Annotated in this window: 15 protein-coding genes and 1 pseudogene; 14 read left to right on the top strand and 2 right to left on the bottom strand. The window is 69.6% G+C overall.

The features are described from left to right. On the bottom strand, positions 1 to 515 hold a 515-nt coding region (locus Q0X16_RS07380), incomplete at its 3' end, for a DUF3667 domain-containing protein (protein WP_297832698.1). Between the two features lie 54 nt (positions 516 to 569). On the opposite strand from Q0X16_RS07380, the gene Q0X16_RS07375 reads away from it, so the two are divergent. Together Q0X16_RS07375 and sppA are read left to right on the top strand one after the other, a co-directional pair. After that, positions 570 to 1,925 (top strand): MATE family efflux transporter, encoded by a 1,356-nt coding sequence (locus tag Q0X16_RS07375; protein ID WP_297832695.1) that lies wholly within the window; start codon positions 570 to 572, stop codon positions 1,923 to 1,925. 140 nt (positions 1,926 to 2,065) lie between these two features. Next, positions 2,066 to 3,955 (top strand): signal peptide peptidase SppA, encoded by a 1,890-nt coding sequence (gene sppA, locus Q0X16_RS07370; protein WP_297832692.1) that lies wholly within the window; start codon positions 2,066 to 2,068, stop codon positions 3,953 to 3,955. Positions 3,956 to 3,961: 6 nt separating this feature from the next. Here the strand turns inward: sppA and Q0X16_RS07365 are convergent, their stop codons facing one another. Further along, positions 3,962 to 4,210, bottom strand: a complete 249-nt coding sequence (locus tag Q0X16_RS07365) for a hypothetical protein (RefSeq protein ID WP_297832689.1) — start codon at positions 4,208 to 4,210, stop codon at positions 3,962 to 3,964. A gap of 61 nt (positions 4,211 to 4,271) precedes the next feature. Here Q0X16_RS07365 and Q0X16_RS07360 point away from each other — a divergent pair, with 61 nt between their 5' ends. The 12 genes and pseudogenes from Q0X16_RS07360 to Q0X16_RS07305 all read left to right on the top strand — a co-directional run. Then, the gene (locus Q0X16_RS07360) at positions 4,272 to 5,051 is read left to right on the top strand and encodes an SDR family oxidoreductase (protein WP_297832686.1); all 780 of its coding nucleotides are present in this window, start codon (positions 4,272 to 4,274) and stop codon (positions 5,049 to 5,051) included. A 142-nt stretch (positions 5,052 to 5,193) separates the two neighbouring features. After that, positions 5,194 to 6,237, top strand: coding sequence for a rod shape-determining protein (locus Q0X16_RS07355; protein ID WP_297832683.1), 1,044 nt, complete (start codon positions 5,194 to 5,196; stop codon positions 6,235 to 6,237). Positions 6,238 to 6,366: 129 nt separating this feature from the next. Continuing rightward, the gene (mreC, locus tag Q0X16_RS07350; protein WP_345780283.1) at positions 6,367 to 7,272 is read left to right on the top strand and encodes a rod shape-determining protein MreC; all 906 of its coding nucleotides are present in this window, start codon (positions 6,367 to 6,369) and stop codon (positions 7,270 to 7,272) included. Then, positions 7,269 to 7,748 (top strand): rod shape-determining protein MreD, encoded by a 480-nt coding sequence (mreD, locus tag Q0X16_RS07345; RefSeq protein ID WP_297832680.1) that lies wholly within the window; start codon positions 7,269 to 7,271, stop codon positions 7,746 to 7,748. Before mreC ends, mreD begins: the two co-directional genes overlap by 4 nt. Positions 7,749 to 7,751: 3 nt before the next feature. Further along, positions 7,752 to 9,587: pseudogene (gene mrdA / locus Q0X16_RS07340) on the top strand (penicillin-binding protein 2); the annotation flags it as partial. A 134-nt stretch (positions 9,588 to 9,721) separates the two neighbouring features. Beyond that, positions 9,722 to 10,852 (top strand): rod shape-determining protein RodA, encoded by a 1,131-nt coding sequence (rodA, locus tag Q0X16_RS07335; RefSeq protein ID WP_297832677.1) that lies wholly within the window; start codon positions 9,722 to 9,724, stop codon positions 10,850 to 10,852. Positions 10,853 to 10,923: 71 nt separating this feature from the next. After that, complete coding sequence (mltB, locus tag Q0X16_RS07330; RefSeq protein WP_297832700.1) at positions 10,924 to 12,042, top strand: lytic murein transglycosylase B; 1,119 nt, start codon at positions 10,924 to 10,926, stop codon at positions 12,040 to 12,042. Beyond that, entirely contained in the window at positions 12,039 to 13,373 is a 1,335-nt protein-coding gene (locus Q0X16_RS07325) for a septal ring lytic transglycosylase RlpA family protein (RefSeq protein ID WP_297832673.1), read from the top strand. The genes mltB and Q0X16_RS07325 overlap by 4 nt, the downstream gene beginning before the upstream one ends. Before the next feature lie 278 nt (positions 13,374 to 13,651). After that, the gene (locus tag Q0X16_RS07320) at positions 13,652 to 14,875 is read left to right on the top strand and encodes a D-alanyl-D-alanine carboxypeptidase family protein (protein ID WP_297832670.1); all 1,224 of its coding nucleotides are present in this window, start codon (positions 13,652 to 13,654) and stop codon (positions 14,873 to 14,875) included. Positions 14,876 to 14,915: 40 nt separating this feature from the next. Continuing rightward, positions 14,916 to 15,197, top strand: coding sequence for a DUF493 family protein (locus Q0X16_RS07315; RefSeq protein WP_297832666.1), 282 nt, complete (start codon positions 14,916 to 14,918; stop codon positions 15,195 to 15,197). Further along, positions 15,185 to 15,892 carry a lipoyl(octanoyl) transferase LipB gene (gene lipB / locus Q0X16_RS07310; RefSeq protein ID WP_297832663.1) on the top strand — a complete coding sequence of 236 codons (708 nt, stop codon included), beginning with the start codon at positions 15,185 to 15,187 and terminating at the stop codon, positions 15,890 to 15,892. The genes Q0X16_RS07315 and lipB overlap by 13 nt, the downstream gene beginning before the upstream one ends. Before the next feature lie 182 nt (positions 15,893 to 16,074). Then, on the top strand, positions 16,075 to 17,797 hold a 1,723-nt coding region (locus tag Q0X16_RS07305), incomplete at its 3' end, for a S41 family peptidase (RefSeq protein ID WP_345780282.1).

Below are 17,797 nucleotides of genomic sequence, written 5' to 3'. Positions count from 1 at the left end.
TGCGCACGGACGCGCACCTCACGTTCGCTGGAGGCGATCAAGACCCGCCCGGCGTCCGCAGGCTGCCCGACCATGCCGCGGCGAGCGGCTTCCAGTTCGGCCAGCCGCGCATCGCGCGCCTGCTCGACCGCCGCCACCGTGGTGGCCTGCTCGATCGCGTGGTCGCCCGCGTTCACTGAGGCCGAGGTCGTCATGCGCGCGGTGAAGAACGTCACCAGCGCGATGAAGAACAGCAGCCGGAACGGCGGGACGTAGCGTATCCGGCGACCGGCGAGGAACTCGCAGGTCAGAAATCCGGGGCGCAGCAACAGCGGTCCGAGGGTACGCAGGATGCGATGATCGAAATCGAACACGTCGTCGAGCAAGTCGCCGACGACCTGTCGCAATGGCCGGATCAACCCCTCCACAGGCTGGCCGCAGACGTGGCAGTGGGGGCCGAGCAGCACGGTATCGCAGTTGCCGCACTGCACCAGCGGACGCGCGGGTGCCGAGATGGCGGGTGGAGGTTCGACCATCCGGCTAAAATGGCAGACCGCGCGGGCCGATGCCAGCGCTGCCTGTCGCCCGCCATGTCCGCCATCTCTCCGACCACCCGCTTCCGCCGCGAAGTGGGGCACAGCCTGCGTCTGGCCGCCCCGCTGGCGGCCGGGCACCTGTCGAGCGGGCTGGTGGGCTTCGTCGATGCCGTGGTCGCCGGCCACCACGGCACCGCGACGCTGGCGGCGGTGTCGGTAGGCACGGCGCTGTTCTGGCTGCCGATGCTGATGCCGATGGGCACCCTGATGGCGGTGCCGCCGTCGGTCTCGCAGCTCGACGGCGCCAACCGCCGCGGCGAGATCGGCGCGCTGTTCCGGCAGAGCCTGTGGCTGGCGCTGGCGCTTGGAATCGCGCTGTTCGCGCTGCTCAGCTTCGCACCGCTGCTGCTGCAGCCGATGGGCATCGCGCCGGAGATCGTGCCGGGGGTGGTCGCCTTCCTGCGAGCGGTGCGCTGGGGCGTGCCGGCGTTCGCGCTGTATCTGTCGATGCGCTATCTCAGCGACGGCCTGCACTGGTCGCTGCCGACCATGCTGCTGGGCTTCGGCGGGCTGTGCGTGCTGGCGCCGGCGGCCTACCTGCTGACCAACGGCGTGCACGGCCTTCCGGCGCTGGGCGCCGAGGGCATCGGGATCGCCACCAGCCTGATGTTCTGGACGCAGGTGCTGGGCTTCGCGCTGTATCTGCGCACCAGCACGCGATTCGCCGACCTCGGCCTGTTCGCGCATTGGGATTGGCCGCGCTGGCCGGTGCAGCGCGACCTGCTGCGCACCGGGCTGCCGATCGGCGTCACCATCACCATGGAAGGCGGGCTGTTTGCCGTGACGGCGCTACTCATCGGGCGTCTGGGCGAGGTCCAGGTGGCGGCCCATCAGGTCGCGCTCAACGTCGCCTCGATCTGTTTCATGCTGCCGTTCGGGATCGCCGAGGCGACCACGGTGCGGGTGGGCCATGCGTTCGGGCGCGGGGATCGCGACGGCCTGCGGCGCGCGGCGTTCGCCGGTTTCGCGCTGGCGCTGGTGACCCAGACCTGCTCGGCCATGCTGCTGCTGTTCGGGCACGGCGCGGTGGCCAGCCTGTACAGCGCCGATCCGGCGGTGATCGCGCTCGGCGGCGCGCTGCTGCTGTACGCGGCGCTGTTCCAGTTTCCCGACGGCATCCAGGTCATCTCCGCCGGCGCGCTGCGCGGCCTGAAGGACACCAGGGTGCCGATGTGGCTGGCGGTGCTCGCCTACTGGGGCGTGGGGATGCCGGTCGGCGCGGGCCTCGGGCTGGGGCTGGGCTGGGGGCCGCAGGGCATGTGGCTGGGCCTGACCGCCGGACTGACCATGGCGGCACTGCTGCTCGCACGTCGCTTCCTGCGTTCCAGCCTGAGGATTCCGATGCCTTAGGGCAACGCCCGCATCCGGCGCCGCCTGCCGGCTTCCTCCGCATGCCACCATGACCGATGCCGCATGAGGTCGCGCTTCGCGTCCACTAGAATTCCACTTCCCGGCCGCCTCGTCGCGGTCGTCGCTTCCGGAAATCCGCAATGAATGTCCCCCGCCGTCACGGCCCCATCGCCAGCCTGGTCATCGGCCTCTGGAACGCGATCAACTTCACCCGCCGGCTGGTGCTGAACCTGCTTTTCCTGCTCCTCCTTCTCCTGCTGCTCGCCGTGCTGCTTCGCGACCGCGAGATCGCGCCGCTGGAGACCGACACCACCCTGGTGATCGCGCCGCAGGGCCAGATCGTCGAGCAGTTCACCTGCAGCCCGCTGAGCCGCTATCTGGCGCGCAACGGCAACTCCGACCGCTGCCGCGAGGTGCGCCTGCGCGACCTGCTGCGGGCGCTGGATTCGGCGCGAACCGACAAGAAGATCAACCGCGTCGCGCTGTATCTGGACGATCTGCAGCCCAGCGGCTTTGCCACGCTGCGCGAGGTCGCCGCGGCGCTGGCCGCGGTGCGCGCTTCCGGCAAGCAGGTGCTGGCCTACGGCGACGGCTACTCGCAGGGCCAGTACCTGCTGGCCGCGCAGGCCAACGAGATCTACCTCGACCCGATGTCGCAGTCGGGCGTGATGCTGACCGGTCTGGCCTCGTACCGGCAGTACTTCCGCACCGCGCTGCAGGACAAGCTCGGCGTCGACGTACGCCTGTTCAAGGTCGGCGAATACAAGTCCGCGGCCGAGCCCTTCATCCTCGACGCCGCCTCGCCGGAAGCCAAGGAAGCCGACCTGTTCTGGATGAACGACATCTGGCAGCGGATGCTCGCCGACATCGGCAAGGCGCGCGGCGTGGCGCCGCAGGCGCTGCAGCAATTCGCCAACACCCTGCCGGAAGAAGTGGCGTCCGCGCAGGGCGACCTTGCGCAGCTCGCTCTCGACCACAAGCTGGTGACCGGCCTGAAGACCCGCGAAGACTTCGACGCGCTGCTTGCCGAACGCGGCACGGCCGACGACAAGGTCGAACGCGGCTATCGCAATACCGAACTGGACGACTACGTGGCGCGATTCGGCATCGCCGACGCCAGGCCCGATTCCCGCCCTGCGGTCGCGGTGGTGGTGGCGGAAGGCGAGATCGCCGCGGGCAAGCTGCCGCCGGGACAGGTCGGCGGCGACTCGACCTCGGACCTGCTCGACCAGGCGCGCGAGGACGATGGCGTCAAGGCGGTGGTGCTGCGGGTCAACTCGCCCGGCGGCGAGGTGTTCGCCTCCGAGCGCATCCGCCGCGCGGTGGCGGCGCTGAAGGCCGCCGGCAAGCCGGTGGTGGTGTCGATGGGCGACGTGGCCGCTTCCGGCGGCTATTGGATCAGCATGAACGCCGACCGCATCTACGCCGATCCTTCGACGATCACCGGCTCGATCGGCATCTTCGGCGTGTTCCCGAGCATCGACCGCGCGCTCGACCGCATCGGCGTGCATACCGACGGCGTGTCCACTGGGCCCTACGCCGGCGCCCTCGACATCACCCGCCCGCTGGATCCGGGCACGGCCAGCACCATCCAGGCGGTGATCGACAAGGGCTACCGCGACTTCACCGGACGCGTGGCCAAGGCGCGCGGACGCAGCGTCCAGCAGATCGACGCGGTGGCGCGCGGCCGCGTCTGGACCGGCGCGCAGGCCAAGGAACGCGGGCTGGTCGATGCCTTCGGCGGCCTGCAGGACGCCGTGAACGACGCCGCCGCGCGGGCCAGGCTGGGCAAGCCGGACGCCTGGCAAACGCGCTGGATCGAGACCGGCGGCAGCGCGCTGCCGCCGTGGCTGGACACCGTGCTGGAAAGCCGGATCGGCGCCCGCCTGCTGGCCGATGCCGGCCCGCTGGCACCGCTGCTGGCCGAGCGCGCGCAGGCGTCGGCTCCGCTGCGCTTCGTGCAGAACGCGCTGGCGCAGCGCGGCCAGCCGCGGATCACCGCGCTGGCCTACTGCTTCTGCAGTCCCTGAGACGGCCTACTGTTCCGCCCGATCGATCTGCGACTGCTCCCGCGCCGCCGCGTCCTGGGTCTGTTCGACCGCATTGCGCGCCGCATCCTTGTAGGAATTGGCGGTGGCGGTGATCGGCGATCCGCCAGGCGGCGCGGCTTCGGTTTGCGCCGTCGTGGATTGCGGATCGGGGCGGCGCCCTTCGTCGGGGGTTGGCGACGGCGAACAGGCCGTCGACAGCAGGCAGATCGACGCGGTCAGCAGCAAGAGGCGCATGTTCGCTCCCGGTGACGGTGGGTGTCCTATCCTACGTCCAACGCCGCGAAAGGAGCACGCCATGCCATCCCCCCGCTGGAGCCTCGACGGCCAACGCGCGCTGGTGACCGGCGCCAGCGCCGGGATCGGTTTTGCCATCTGCCGCGAGTTGCTCGGCTTCGGCGCGCAGGTATTGATGGTCGCGCGGGATGCCGAACAGCTCGAAGCCGCCCGCGCCGAACTGGAGGACGCCTTCCCCGGCCCCGAGGACGCGGTGCTGGCGCTGCCGGCCGATGTCACCGACGAGGACCAGCGCGCCGAAATCATCGACTGGGCGCGCGACCAGGGCGGACTGCACATCCTCGTCAACAACGCCGGCGGCAACCTCACCCGTCCGGCGCTGGACTACGGCGAGGACCAGTGGCGCGAGATCTTCGAAACCAACGTGTTTTCCGCCTTCGAACTGTGCCGCCTCGCCCATCCACTGCTGGAGCGCCACGCCGCCTCCAGCATCGTCAACGTCGGCAGCGTCTCCGGGCTGACCCACGTCCGCACCGGCGCGCCCTACGGGATGAGCAAGGCCGCGCTGCACCAGATGACCCGCAACCTCGCCGTCGAATGGGCCGAGGACGGCATCCGCGTGAACGCGGTGGCGCCGTGGTACATCCGCACCCGCCGCACCAGCGGCAAGCTTGCCGACCCGGATTACCTCGACGAGGTCCTGCTGCGCACCCCGCTGGGCCGCATCGGCGAGCCCGAGGAAGTCGCTGCCACGGTGGCCTTCCTGTGCCTGCCCGCCGCCGGCTACATCACCGGAGAGTGCATCGCCGTGGACGGCGGCTTCCTGCGCTACGGGTTCTGATCGCGGCGGGCGCAGAACGATCCTTGCCGGCAACCTGCGCGGTTGCTACTCTAGCCGGTCATTTGGCAATGCGGCGAACGGTCCTCGTTTCGCCCTGCCCGCGCCCCGGCGCGCCTTCCCCCACCTTCCGGCGCAAGCGTCCATGTTCAAGTTCCTTCGGGGCTATTTTTCCAGCGATCTGTCGATCGACCTCGGTACCGCCAACACCCTGATCTACGTCCGCGGGCAGGGCATCGTCCTCAACGAACCTTCGGTCGTGGCGGTGCGCCAGGACCGCGGCGGCGGCGCACGTTCGGTGGCGGCGGTGGGCAGCGAAGCCAAGCAGATGCTGGGCCGCACCCCCGGGCACATGACCACGGTGCGGCCGATGAAGGACGGCGTGATCGCCGACTTCAGCTATACCGAGGAGATGCTCAAGTACTTCATCCGCAAGGTGCACAAGAGCCGCTTCCTGCGGCCCAGCCCGCGGGTGCTGGTGTGCGTGCCGGCGGGCAGCACCCAGGTCGAGCGACGCGCGATCAAGGAATCGGCCGAGGAGGCCGGCGCGCGCGAGGTCTATCTGATCGAGGAGCCGATGGCGGCGGCGATCGGCGCCGGCATGCCGGTCACCGAGCCGCGCGGTTCGATGGTGGTGGACATCGGCGGCGGCACCACCGAGGTGGCGGTGATCGCGCTCAACGGCATTGTCTATTCGCAGTCGGTGCGCATCGGCGGCGACCGTTTCGACGAGGCCATCATCGCCTACGTCCGCCGCCATCACGGCATGTTGATCGGCGACGCCACCGCCGAGCGGGTCAAGTTCGAACTGGGCAACGCCTACCAGCAGGACTCCGTGCGCGAGGTGGAAATCTCCGGCCGCCACCTCGCCGAGGGCGTGCCCAAGATCATCACCATCAATTCCAACGAAGTGCTCGAGGCGCTGCGCGAGCCGCTGGCCGGGATCATTTCGGCGATCCGCCTGGCGCTGGAGCAAACCCCGCCCGAGCTGTGCGCGGACGTGGCCGAACGCGGCATCGTGCTGACCGGCGGTGGCGCGCTGCTGCGCGACCTGGATCGTCTGATCAGCGTGGAAACCGGCCTGCACGTGCAGGTCGCCGACGACCCGCTGACCTGCGTGGCGCGCGGCGGCGGCCGGGCGCTGGAACTGGTGGACATGCACGGCAACGAGTTCTTCACGCCGGAGTGAGCCGCCTGCGCGCGTCGGTCGGCGGAATGCGCCGATCTCCGGGCGGCACGCGCTCGCGACGGCGCCAACCGCGTTGTAAGGTCGCAACGATCCCGCTGTTCCCGCCCTCCATCCCGCTGACTCCCTGACGTGCCCAGCCCCGCCAGCTCTTCCGCAGCCCGCCCCGGCGATGCCGCCGGCGTCCTGCGGCTGCTGGCTTTCCTCATCCTGGCCACCGCGCTGATGGTGTTCGACCATCGCGGCGGCTGGCTGCACGCGGTGCGCACGCAGGCCGAAACGCTGGTGCAGCCGCTATGGTGGTTGGCGGGGATGCCGGCACGGATCGGCAATGCCCTCAGCGACAACGCGGCCACCCTCGGCCAGCTGACCGAGGACAACGCGCGCTTGCGCCGGGAACTGCTGCTGGCCGCCGCGCGCAACGCCCGCCTGCGCACCGCGGCCGCCGAGAACGACCGTCTGCGCGGGCTGCTGGACACCGCCGCGCGCCACCATCTCGACGTCCAGCTGGCCGGCGTGATCGACATCGACCAGGATGCCTCGCGGCAGCGGCTGCTGCTGGATGCCGGCAGCCGGGCCGGTGTGCATACGGGTCAGACCGTGATCGACGCCGGCGGGTTGATGGGACAGGTCATCTCGACCACGCCCGGGACCGCCACCGTGCTGCTGCTGGCCGATTCCGACCACGCGGTGCCGGTGCTGGTGGCACGCAGCGGAGTGCGGCTGGTCGTCTACGGCACCGGCGACAGCCATCTGCTGAAGCTGGGCGACATCCCGCAGTCGGCCGACGTGCGGGTGGGCGACGAACTGCTGACCTCGGGACTGGGCGGGCGCTTCCCGCCGGGCCTGACCGTGGGCCGCGTCGGCGCACTGCACGCCGGCGATGCGCGGGCCTTCCTCGAAGCGGACGTGATCCCCGCCGCCCAGTTCGATCGCGGTCGCGACGTGCTGCTGCTGCGCGGCTACCGGCCGCCGCAGGTACTGGCCGAGCAGCCCCCGGCAACCGCCACCACCGCGACGCCGGAGCCGTCGCCGTGACCCGGGCCCGCAACAACTGGGTCCTGCCGGTCAGCCTGCTGCTGGCCGTTTTGCTGGAACTGCTGCCGCTGCCCGAATGGCTGCAGCCGGTGCGGCCCTACTGGCCGGCGCTGGTGCTGGCGTACTGGCTGCTGGAACTGCCGGAGCGGATCGGGCCGGGCGTGGCCTTCGCCTTCGGCCTGGCGGGCGATCTTGCCTACGGCAGCCTGCTCGGCGAGCAGGCGCTGCGGCTGGTGGTGCTGGCCTTCATCATCGAACGCTTCCGCGCCCGCCTGCGCTTCTTCCCGATGTCGCAGCAGTCGCTGGCGATCGGCGTTCTGCTGCTCAACGACCAGGTCATCGTTTCCGCGATTCAGACGGTGGCGGGAATGCCGGCCCGGCCTTGGGGCGTGTGGCTCGAGCCGCTGGTCGGCCTGGCGCTGTGGCCGCCGCTGTGCCTGGCGCTGGATCTGGCGCGCGCGCGGCGGAAGGCCTGAGCCATGCACGGCGGCGCCCGCCCGCTCCGCGACCAGGCCGCCGAGGCGGGGCTGTTCCGCAGCCGCGCGCTGGTGGGCTTTCTGGTTGCCGCGCTCGGTCTGCTGGCGCTGGGCGGCTGGTATTTCCGCCTGCAGGTGGTGCAGCACGACGCCTACGCCGCCCGCTCCGAGGCCAACCGCGTGCGGCTGGTCCCGGTGGCACCGGCGCGCGGCCTGATCTACGACCGCAACGGCAGGATCCTCGCCGACAACGTCGCCGCATGGCGGCTGGAAGCCACCCCCGAACGCGCCGGCGACGGCGCGGCGCTGCTGGCCCATCTGCGCGGCATCGTCGAACTCGATCCCGAGCAGCAGCAGCGGTTCCTGCGCGACTACCGCAGCAGCCGTCCGTTCCGCCCGGTAACCATCAAGCTGCGCATCAGCGAAGAGGAAGCGGCGCGCTTCGTGGTCGACCGCTGGCGCCTGCCCGGGGTCGAACTCGTGCCCTACCTCGAACGGGTCTATCCCTACGGCGCGCTGCTGGCGCACGTGGTCGGCTACGTCGGACGGGTCGACGAGCGCGATCAGGCCGAGATGGGCGATGTCGCCGGGGTCTATACCCACGTCGGCAAGACCGGGATCGAGCGCTATTACGAGGCCCAGCTGCGCGGCCGGCCCGGCTATCGGCGGATGGAAACCAACGTCGCCGGACGCACGGTGCGCACGCTGGATACGGTACCGGCCACGGCGGGCACCGACCTGAAGCTGTCGATCGACGTCAACCTGCAGCGGGCGATGACCGACGCCTTCGGGGATCTCGAGGGCTCGGCGGTGGCGCTGGATCCCAGGACCGGCGAAGTCCTGGCCATGGTCAGCCTGCCCAGCTTCGACCCCAATCTGTTCGTCAACGGCATCAGCCATGCCGCGTTCAAGGCGCTGAACGAGAACCCTTCAAGGCCGCAGTTCAATCGCGTCGTGCTGGGCGGCGTGGCGCCCGGCTCCACGGTCAAGCCTTTCCTCGGGCTGGCCGGGCTCGACAGCGGTTTGCGCAAGCCGGAAGACAGGATCCTGTCCACCGGCATGTTCTACCTCCCCGGGCAGTCGCGCGGCTACGGCGACTCCCATCGCGGCGGCCACGGCTGGACCGACCTGCGCAAGTCGATCGCGCAGTCGGTCAATACCTACTACTACAAGCTGGCCCTGGACATGGGCATCGACCGGGTCGACGAATACATGGGCCACTACGGCTTCGGCCGGCCCACCGGGATCGATCTGGCCGGCGAGATCGGCGGCATCCTGCCGTCGCCGGCGTGGAAGGCCGCCCACGCCCCCCGACAGGGCAAGTGGTATGCCGGCGATACGGTCATCACCGGCATCGGACAGGGTTTCTGGAACGTCACGCCGCTGCAGCTGGCCAAGGCCACCGGCGGACTGGCGACCGGCTGGCTGCGCACGCCCCACGTCGTGCAGGACACACGGATCCGCTTCGATGCGCCATGGACGCCGCTGGCGCTGCCCCCGCCCGTGCGCATGAGCGACAGCGAGGCGCACCTGCAGGCGGTGCGCGAGGGCATGATCGAAACGATCCACGGCTACGGCACCGCCACCAATATCCGCCCCGGCCTGACCTATCTGATGGCCGGCAAGACCGGCACCGCCCAGGTGGTCAGCCGTCGCGGAGCCGCCGCGATCAATCCGCGCAGCCTGCCCATGCACCTGCGCCATCGGGCGTTGTTCATCGCCTTCGCGCCCGCCGATGCGCCGCGCATTGCCATTGCCGTCGCGATCGAAGGCGGCGGCTACGGCGCGTCCACCGCGGCGCCGATCGCGCGCAAGGTGGCCGACGCCTGGCTGGTGGGCGCGAACGTCGCATCGGCCGCCCCGCCGCAGCCGGCGACCGCGACGGATGCGGCAAACGCGGCGCCGCGGCCGGATTCCACCAACGTCACCGGCAGCGCCGATGCCCAGCGCGAAGCGGCGCAGGCAGGCAAGCCATGAGGTTCCTGCTGTACTTCCTGCGCGATCTGCTCGAGCGCTTCACGCGCAGCTTCGACTTGCCGCTGCTGGCGGGACTGCTGGCGCTGATGGGGGTCGGCCTGGCCACCCAGTACAGCGCCGGCGGCGAATCGGTGCGCGGGGTGGCGATGCAGGGTGCCTTCTTCTGCGTCGGGATGACGGCGCTCTGGCTGGCTTCGCGGACGCCGGCACGCCTGCTCAAACAGTTCACTCCAGCGCTGTTCCTGCTCTCGCTCATCCCGATGGTGCTGGTGCTGTTCATCGGCGGCGGCAAGTACGGCAACCACTGGATCAAGCTCGGATTCTTCAACGTGCAGCCGGCCGAGCTGTGCAAACTCAGCCTGCCGATGATGCTGGCCTGGCAGTTCGATCGCCATGCCCTGCCGCCGCGTTTCACGGTGTTGCTCAAGGCGCTGGCGATCATCGCGGTGCCGGTCGGATTGACCCTGCTGCAACACGACCTGGGCACGGCGGTGCTGGTCCTGGCCACCGGCGTGTTCGTGCTGTTCCTGGCCGGCACTTCGTGGTGGTGGTGGGGCGCGGCCGCCGTGACGGGCGGCGGCGGCTTCGCGCTGGCGATGTTCGCGCCGATCGAATGGTTCTCGTTCCTGCGTCCCTACCAGGTCAACCGCATCCTGACCTTCCGCAATCCCGAGAACGATCCGATGGGAGCCGGCTGGAACATCCTGCAGTCGCAGATCGCGATCGGCGGCGGCGGCATGACCGGCAAGGGCTGGGGACAGGGCACCCAGTCGCACCTGAACTACCTGCCCGAGCACACCACCGATTTCGCGTTCTCGGTGTTGGCGGAGGATTTCGGCTGGCTCGGCGTGGCGCTGGTGCTGGCGCTTTACCTGTTCGTGATCGCGCGCTGCCTGTGGATCGCCACCGATGCCCGCGACGCCTATTCCCGCCTGGTCGCCGGCACGGTCGGCCTGTCGCTGTTCGCCTACGTGGTGGTCAATGGCGGGATGATCTCCGGCCTGCTGCCGGTGGTGGGCGTGCCGATGCCGCTGCTCAGCTACGGCGGCACCTCGGCCGTCACCCTGCTGCTCGGTTTCGGGGTGGTGATGGCGCTCAAACCCCAGCGACCGGGACGGCGCGGCTGATCGGTGTTGCGCGCAGAAAACTGAATGCGCGCCGCCGTGAATTCGATCTTCACGTGCTACCCTTCGCGCCGATGATTCGCCGCGCCCTGCCCTGTGGCATCGTGCTCGCGCTGGTCGCGTGTGCGGCGCCTTCCCCCAAGCCCGCCACGGCAGCCATGCCGTCGCCGGTACAAACACCGCCCGACGCATCACCCCCGCCGACCGCACCGCCCCAGGCACCGCCTATCCGCGGCCTGGACGCCGCCCGCGCCGAATTCGTGCGGACCACAGCGCAGCGCTTCGGCATCCCCGCGTCCGAGATCGAAGCGGTGCTGGCGCGCGCGCAGATCCGCGATTCCATCGTCAAGGCGATGTCGCGGCCCGCCGAAGCCAAGCCGTGGCGCGATTACCGGCCGATCTTCATCCAGCAGTCGCGGATCGACAGCGGCCGCGCCTTCCTGGCGGCGAATCGGCCGTCGCTGCAGCGCGCCGAACGCCAGTACGGCGTCCCCGCCGAGATCATCACCGCCATCCTCGGGGTGGAAACCGGCTATGGCGCCAACAAGGGCAGCTATCCGGTGGTCGATGCGCTGTACACGCTGGCCTTCGCCTATCCCCGCAGCGGCGATCCGGCGCGGGTGGCCTATGAAGACAAGCGCGAGGCGTTCTTTCGCGACGAACTGGCGCAGCTGTTCGCGCTGGGCAAGGAAGAGCACCTGGACATCACCACCCTGAAGGGCAGCTACGCCGGGGCGATGGGCTGGGGTCAGTTCATGCCGTCGAGCTATCGCCAATACGCGGTCGACGGCGACGGCGACGGTCGTCGCGACCTGTTCAACGATCTCGACGACGTGATCGCCTCGGTCGCCAACTATTTCGCGCAGAAGGGGCAGTGGCAACGCGGCGGATCGGTGATGGTTCGCGCCGTTCGCGGCCCCGCCGCGCAGGATTTCGTCAACCCGGGCAACGCCGTCACCCTGGACCAGACGCTGGCTTCGCTGGCCGCGCTCGATTACCGGCCGGCATCGCCCGTGCCGGTGGCGGCGAACACGCCGCTGACCCTGATCACGCTCGACGGTGCCGCCGGGCCCGAATACTGGATCGTCTTCAACGATTTCAAGGCGATCACCGCCTACAACATCTCGCGGCACTACGCGACCGCGGTCTACCAGCTGTCCGAACTGATCGCCGGACGTGGAGACGCCGGGTGAGTACCCGCCGGCTGCTGCCGGTCACGCTGCCGCTGCTGCTGGCGGCCTGCGCCACGACCGGAACCGGCAACCGAGCAGCCTCGGCGCCACCGCCCGCGCCGGCTGAACACGCCGCCACCGGCAGTGCAACGCCGCCGCGGGTGTCTCCCTATGCCCCGGCGCAGGAAGATCCGGGCAAGCGCGGGGATTACGTCGCCGGCGGACTGTTCCGCCCCGGCGAGGCGGATTCGGTGCCCGACGAGATTCCCGACGTCGATGCGATCCCCGAGCCCGAAGTGCGCGAGGAACCGCGCGCGCGCACCGGCAACCGCGACTATGTCGTGCTTGGCCGGCGCTATCGCGTGATGGACGACGCCGAGGGCTATGTCGAGGAAGGCAACGCCTCGTACTACGGCAACAAGTTCCACGGCCGCCGGACGTCCAGCTCGGAGGTGTACGACATGTACGCCTTCACCGCCGCACACCGCACCCTGCCCCTGCCCAGCTTCGCGCGGGTCACCAACCTGGCCAACGGCCGTTCGATCATCGTGCGGGTCAACGATCGGGGGCCGTTCCATTCCAACCGGATCATCGACCTGAGCTATGCGGCGGCGGTCAAGCTTGGCTATCGCGACCGCGGCACGGCGCGGGTGCGGGTGGAAGCGCTGACGCCCGAGGACATGGTCGCGAATGCGTCCGCACGGCAACCTCCCGCCCAACCGGCACCGACGGCAATGGATCGTCTGGTTTCCGGACTGCCCGCCGCGGCGGCGAACCCAGCGCCACGGCAGCCCGAGCCAGCCGCACGGCCCGCGATGGCCCAGCCGGCGGCGCTGCAGGTTGCGGCAACCGCACCAGCGACCGGAAACCGCTTCTACATGCAGCAGGATGGCCGCAACCTGACGGCCGCCGAGTTCGACGCGTGGATGCAGTCCCGCGGCATCCGTGTCGCTACGGGGCGACCGCAGGCGTCGCCCGCGTCCCTGCACTCACCGCCCCCGGCTCCGTCCGTTGCGGCCGCCGCAGCGCCACCCGCACCGAATCCCGTCGCGAATGCCGCCCCCGCGACCGTGGCGGCGCCTGCAACCCCGTCCGAATCCGGTGCGCCTGCAGCCGATCCGCAGGCCGTCGTCCTGCAGGTCGCCAGCTTCAGCAGCGAGGAGAACGCCAGGCACGCACTTTCGGTGCTGCTGCGCGCCGCCGTCACCCAGGCCCGGATCCTGGTCGCCGACGTCGGCGGGCGGCAGGTGTGGCGACTGCGGGTCGGGCCGGTCGATCCCGAAACCGCTCCGGAACTTGCGTCCCGGATCGAAGGTCTGGGATTGGGTCGACCCCAGCGGGTCGTCGACTGAAGGCGTCGTCGAACCGTCCCGAACGGACAGTTGCGATGTCGCCACGCGTCTTTGATGGCCCCCCTGCAGATCCGACGCGCAAGCGCTCGCTCTGCCGCGTGTCTTAGGGCAACGCTGAAAAAGTCAGCGTTGCCCGCGGCACATGGACCTGTGCCGGACGTGCGACTGCTGATCAAGACCAGGATGGACTTGATCAGCATTGCCTTAGAATGGAACCACTGGAAACCTTGTCCGTCCTGCCGGTCCGATCCCGGCATCCCCCGAAGGAGAATTCACGAATGCGGTTGCGTTCGCTGTCGTTCATCGTGTTGGCCAGCGCCGGCCTGGCGTTCGGGGCGGGACTCGCCCCCGGTGCCGGTTTCGCCCAGACCCCGCCGCCCGCTTCGGCGCCGGCGGCCCTCAGCGACCGCCTGCCGGTTCCCGACGCGCCCGCGCCCAGGACCAGCAAGGCGTGGCTGGTCATGGACTACGAGACCGGACAGATCCTCGCCGGCGAGAACGTCGACGCCATCGTCGAGCCGGCCAGCATCACCAAGGTGATGACCAGCTACGTGATCGCCGCCGAGATCGCCGCCGGCAAGATCCACCGCAACGATCCGGTGCGGATGAGCGAACACGCCTGGCGCGAAGGCGGCGCCGGCACCGACGGCAGCTACAGCGGTTTCGAAGTCAACAAGACTGCGCCGCTGGAGCAGATGGAAATCGGCATGGTGGTGCAGTCGGGCAACGATGCCGCGATCGCGCTGGCCGAGCACGTCGCCGGCAGCGAGCAGGCCTTCGCCCAGCTGATGAACGCCTACGCTAAGCAGATCGGGATGACCCGTTCCCACTTCGTCAATCCGCACGGCCTGACCGCCGAGGGCCACGTGACGACCGCGCGCGACCTGGCCCTGCTCGGGCGCGCGCTGATCCGCAACTTCCCGGACGCCTACGCCTACAACAAGATCAAGGAATTCACGGTCGGCCCGATCACCCAGCCCAACCGCAACCTGCTGCTGTGGCGCGATCCCTCGGTGGACGGCATCAAGACCGGACACACCAGCGCCGCCGGCTATTGCCTGATGGCTTCGGCCAAGCGCGGCGACCAGCGCCTGATCACGGTGGTGATGGGCGATTCCAGCGAGAACCAGCGCGCGGTGGATTCGCTGGCCCTGCTCAACTGGGGGTTCCGCTTCTACGAAACCCACCGGGTCTATGAAGCCAACAAGCCGCTGGCCACGCCGAAGGTGTGGAAGGGCGAAAACAACGCCGTTCGCGTGGGCGTTGCCACGCCGCTGCTCGTCACCGCCCAGCGCGGCCGGTATGCGCAGATGAAGGCCAGCATGGAGCTACCGCGTTCGCTGACCGCACCGATCGCCAAGGGCCAGAAACTCGGCACCGTCAAGGTGACGCTGGACGGCAAGGTGATCGCGCAGGCGCCGCTGGTGGCGCTGGATGCGGTCGAGGAAGGCGGCTTCTTCAAGCGCCTCTGGCACGACCTGCTGATGTGGTGGGAAAACTGACCGGCTTGCGCCGGACGCGACCCGCCCCCATCTGCAAGCGATGAACACACTCCATTCCGACAATCCCGAGCACGGTTTCCAGTATCCAGGCACGTTCGAACTGGCGGCCATGGGCAGCGCCGACAAGCATCTGGAATCCGAGTTGCCGCGCCACCTGCAGGCCGCCGGGATCGACGTCCTGCATGAGACCGTGAATTGGCGGCATTCGGCCAACGGCAAGTTCGTGTCGGTGCGGATTTCCTTCCGCGCCGCCTCGCGCGACGACTACGAGCGCGCCCATCAGGCGCTGCGCGACCACCCGGAAGTGAAGTGGACCCTGTAGGCGCCGCCGCACTCCTGACCGCAATCCAGCGCGACCTCGGCCGGCAGCCCTACGTCCCGGTCTGGCGCGCGATGCAGGCCTTCACCGACGCCCGCGACGAGGCCGCGCCCGACGAACTCTGGCTGGTCGAACACGAGCCGGTGTTCACCCTCGGCCAGGCCGGCAAGCCCGAGCATGTGCTGATGGCGGGCGAGATCCCGGTGGTCCACGTCGATCGTGGCGGACAGGTGACCTACCACGGCCCCGGCCAGATCGTGGCCTACCCACTGCTCGACCTGAAGCGGCTGAAGATCGGCGTGCGCGAGTTCGTTTGCCGGATCGAACAGGCCGTCATCGACACCCTGGACGAATGGAACATCGGCGGCACCCGGCGCGCCGGCGCGCCGGGCGTGTACGTCAACGATGCCAAGATCGCCGCCCTGGGCATCCGGGTGCGCCACGGCCGCGCCTTTCACGGCCTTGCCTTCAACATCAATGGCGAAAGCCTGCCGCCGTTCGCGCGCATCAACCCCTGCGGCTACGCCGGACTGCAGGTGGTCGCACTGAACGGCCTCGGCGGCCCGTCGTCGCTGGACGCCGTCAAGCCGGTGCTCGCCCGCCAGCTTGGGCGCCAGTTCGGGCTCGCGCTGCAGTCCCGGCCGGAGCTGCCCGACGCGCTCCGGGACGCGCTGGCGGCGGAATCGGCGACCGCCTAGGTGCGTGCCATCGCACCGACCATTTCCGTGAGGCATGCATTCACAATTGCCTGCGCAAGCCGGATAAAGTGGACGCAGGCGATGGGCGCAGGTTTCCACAACAAGGCAGGCGCCCGGCAGGCCATCCACCCCGCATTCCAACAAGAACACCTTGCAGCGGCGCAGCGCGTCGCGGAGACACGATGATCCAGTTCCTTTCCCGCCGCATGCGCGCCCTGCTCACCGGGCTGGCGCTGGTCCTGCCGTTGACGCTTTCGACGGCGGGCCTCGCGGCCGACCAGAATCCCGGCATCGGCAGCGGGCCGACCACGGCGCAGATGACCACCTCGCGCATGGTTTACGGGCTGCTGTCGGACAGCCGCTATGCCTATCGCCCGCGGACGCTCGATGCGGCGCTGTCGCAGCAGATCCTCGACGAATACCTGAAGTCGCTGGATCCGAACAAATTCTTCCTCACCGCGCAGGACGTGGCCGGATTCCGGCCTTATTCCAGCACCTTGGGTAGCGCGATCCGCAGCGGGCAGGTCGCGCCGGCCTGGGCGATCTTCACCGTCTATCGCGACCGGGTGCGGCAGCGCACGGCCTACGCCCGCGGCCTGATCAAGGGCGAATTCGATTTCACCGGCGATACGCGCTACTACTACGATCGCAAGGACGCCCCCTGGGCGGACTCCGCCGCGCTCGACGCGCTGTGGCGGCAATCGGTGATGAACGACTGGCTGCGGCTCAAGCTGGCCGGCAAGAAGCCCGAGGACATCCGCAAGACCCTCGACCGGCGCTACGCCAGCATGCAGGAAAGCGTCGACGAGCTCACGGGCGACGACGTTTTCCAGAGCTTCATGAACGCCTACGCGGAAACCATCGATCCGCACACCGAATACATGAATCCGCGCAGCGCGGCGAACTTCGCCATCTCCATGTCCAATTCCCTGGAGGGCATCGGCGCGGTGCTGTTCCGCCAGGACGATGTGACCGTGGTGCGCGAAGTGGTGCCCGGCGGGCCGGCGGATCGCAGCGGCCGGCTCAAGAGCGGCGACCGCATCGTCGGCGTCGCGCAGGGCCCGTCCGGCGAAATGCAGGACGTGATCGGCTGGCGCACGGACGACGTGGTGCAGCTGATTCGCGGCAAGGCCGGCACCCAGGTCCGGCTCGACGTGGTGCCGGCCGAGGCACCGCTCGACAGCCGGCCGCAGCAGCTGGTGCTGACCCGCGCCAAGGTGAGGATCGAGGATGCCCGCGCCCGCGCCGAAACCATCGTCGTCCCCGCCAGCAGCGACGGTCCGGCGCGGAAAATCGGCGTGATCCGCCTGCCCGGCTTCTATCAGGACTTCGAGGCGCGCCGGCGCGGCGACCCCAATTACGCCTCGGCCACCCGCGACATCACCCGGATGCTCGCCGACTTCCGCAGCGCGAAGGTGGACGGCGTGGTGCTCGACCTGCGCGGCAACGGCGGCGGCTCGCTGGCCGAGGCGGTCGAACTGACCGGACTGTTCATCGACAAGGGCCCGGTGGTGCAGGTGCGCGAGTCCGGCGGCAAGGTGACGGTGAACCACGACCAGGACAGCGGCGTGGCCTGGGATGGCCCGCTGGCGGTGCTGGTCAACCGCGGCTCGGCCTCGGCGTCGGAGATCGTGGCCGGCGCCATCCAGGACTACGGGCGCGGCCTGATCATCGGCGAGACCACGTTCGGCAAAGGCACGGTGCAGACCATGCTCGACCTGGACCGCTGGCCGTCCAAGGAAGACGCGCACTACGGCGAGCTCAAGCTGACCATCGCCCAGTTCTTCCGCCCGGACGGCAGCAGCACGCAGAACAAGGGCGTGGTGCCGGACGTCGCATTCCCGACCAGCGTGGACGCCGGCGAATACGGCGAAAGCACCTATCCGAACGCGCTGCCGTGGACCC

This window comes from Thermomonas sp., assembly GCF_025993755.1.
In the GTDB taxonomy this organism is placed as follows: Bacteria; Pseudomonadota; Gammaproteobacteria; order Xanthomonadales; family Xanthomonadaceae; genus Thermomonas.
The sequence above is the reverse complement of the archived record's forward strand: the minus strand, read 5'-3'. Positions and strand labels throughout refer to the sequence as shown.

What these genes read in the sequence shown, in the direction of transcription:
- Q0X16_RS07375 (WP_297832695.1), top strand. Translation starts at nt 570, where the DNA reads ATGTCCGCCATCTCTCCGACCACCCGCTTCCGCCGCGAAGTGGGGCAC.
- Q0X16_RS07315 (WP_297832666.1), top strand. Translation starts at nt 14,916, where the DNA reads ATGAACACACTCCATTCCGACAATCCCGAGCACGGTTTCCAGTATCCA.
- Q0X16_RS07365 (WP_297832689.1), bottom strand. Translation starts at nt 4,210, where the DNA reads ATGCGCCTCTTGCTGCTGACCGCGTCGATCTGCCTGCTGTCGACGGCC.
- Q0X16_RS07360 (WP_297832686.1), top strand. Translation starts at nt 4,272, where the DNA reads ATGCCATCCCCCCGCTGGAGCCTCGACGGCCAACGCGCGCTGGTGACC.
- Q0X16_RS07320 (WP_297832670.1), top strand. Translation starts at nt 13,652, where the DNA reads ATGCGGTTGCGTTCGCTGTCGTTCATCGTGTTGGCCAGCGCCGGCCTG.
- mltB (WP_297832700.1), top strand. Translation starts at nt 10,924, where the DNA reads ATGATTCGCCGCGCCCTGCCCTGTGGCATCGTGCTCGCGCTGGTCGCG.
- sppA (WP_297832692.1), top strand. Translation starts at nt 2,066, where the DNA reads ATGAATGTCCCCCGCCGTCACGGCCCCATCGCCAGCCTGGTCATCGGC.
- rodA (WP_297832677.1), top strand. Translation starts at nt 9,722, where the DNA reads ATGAGGTTCCTGCTGTACTTCCTGCGCGATCTGCTCGAGCGCTTCACG.
- Q0X16_RS07355 (WP_297832683.1), top strand. Translation starts at nt 5,194, where the DNA reads ATGTTCAAGTTCCTTCGGGGCTATTTTTCCAGCGATCTGTCGATCGAC.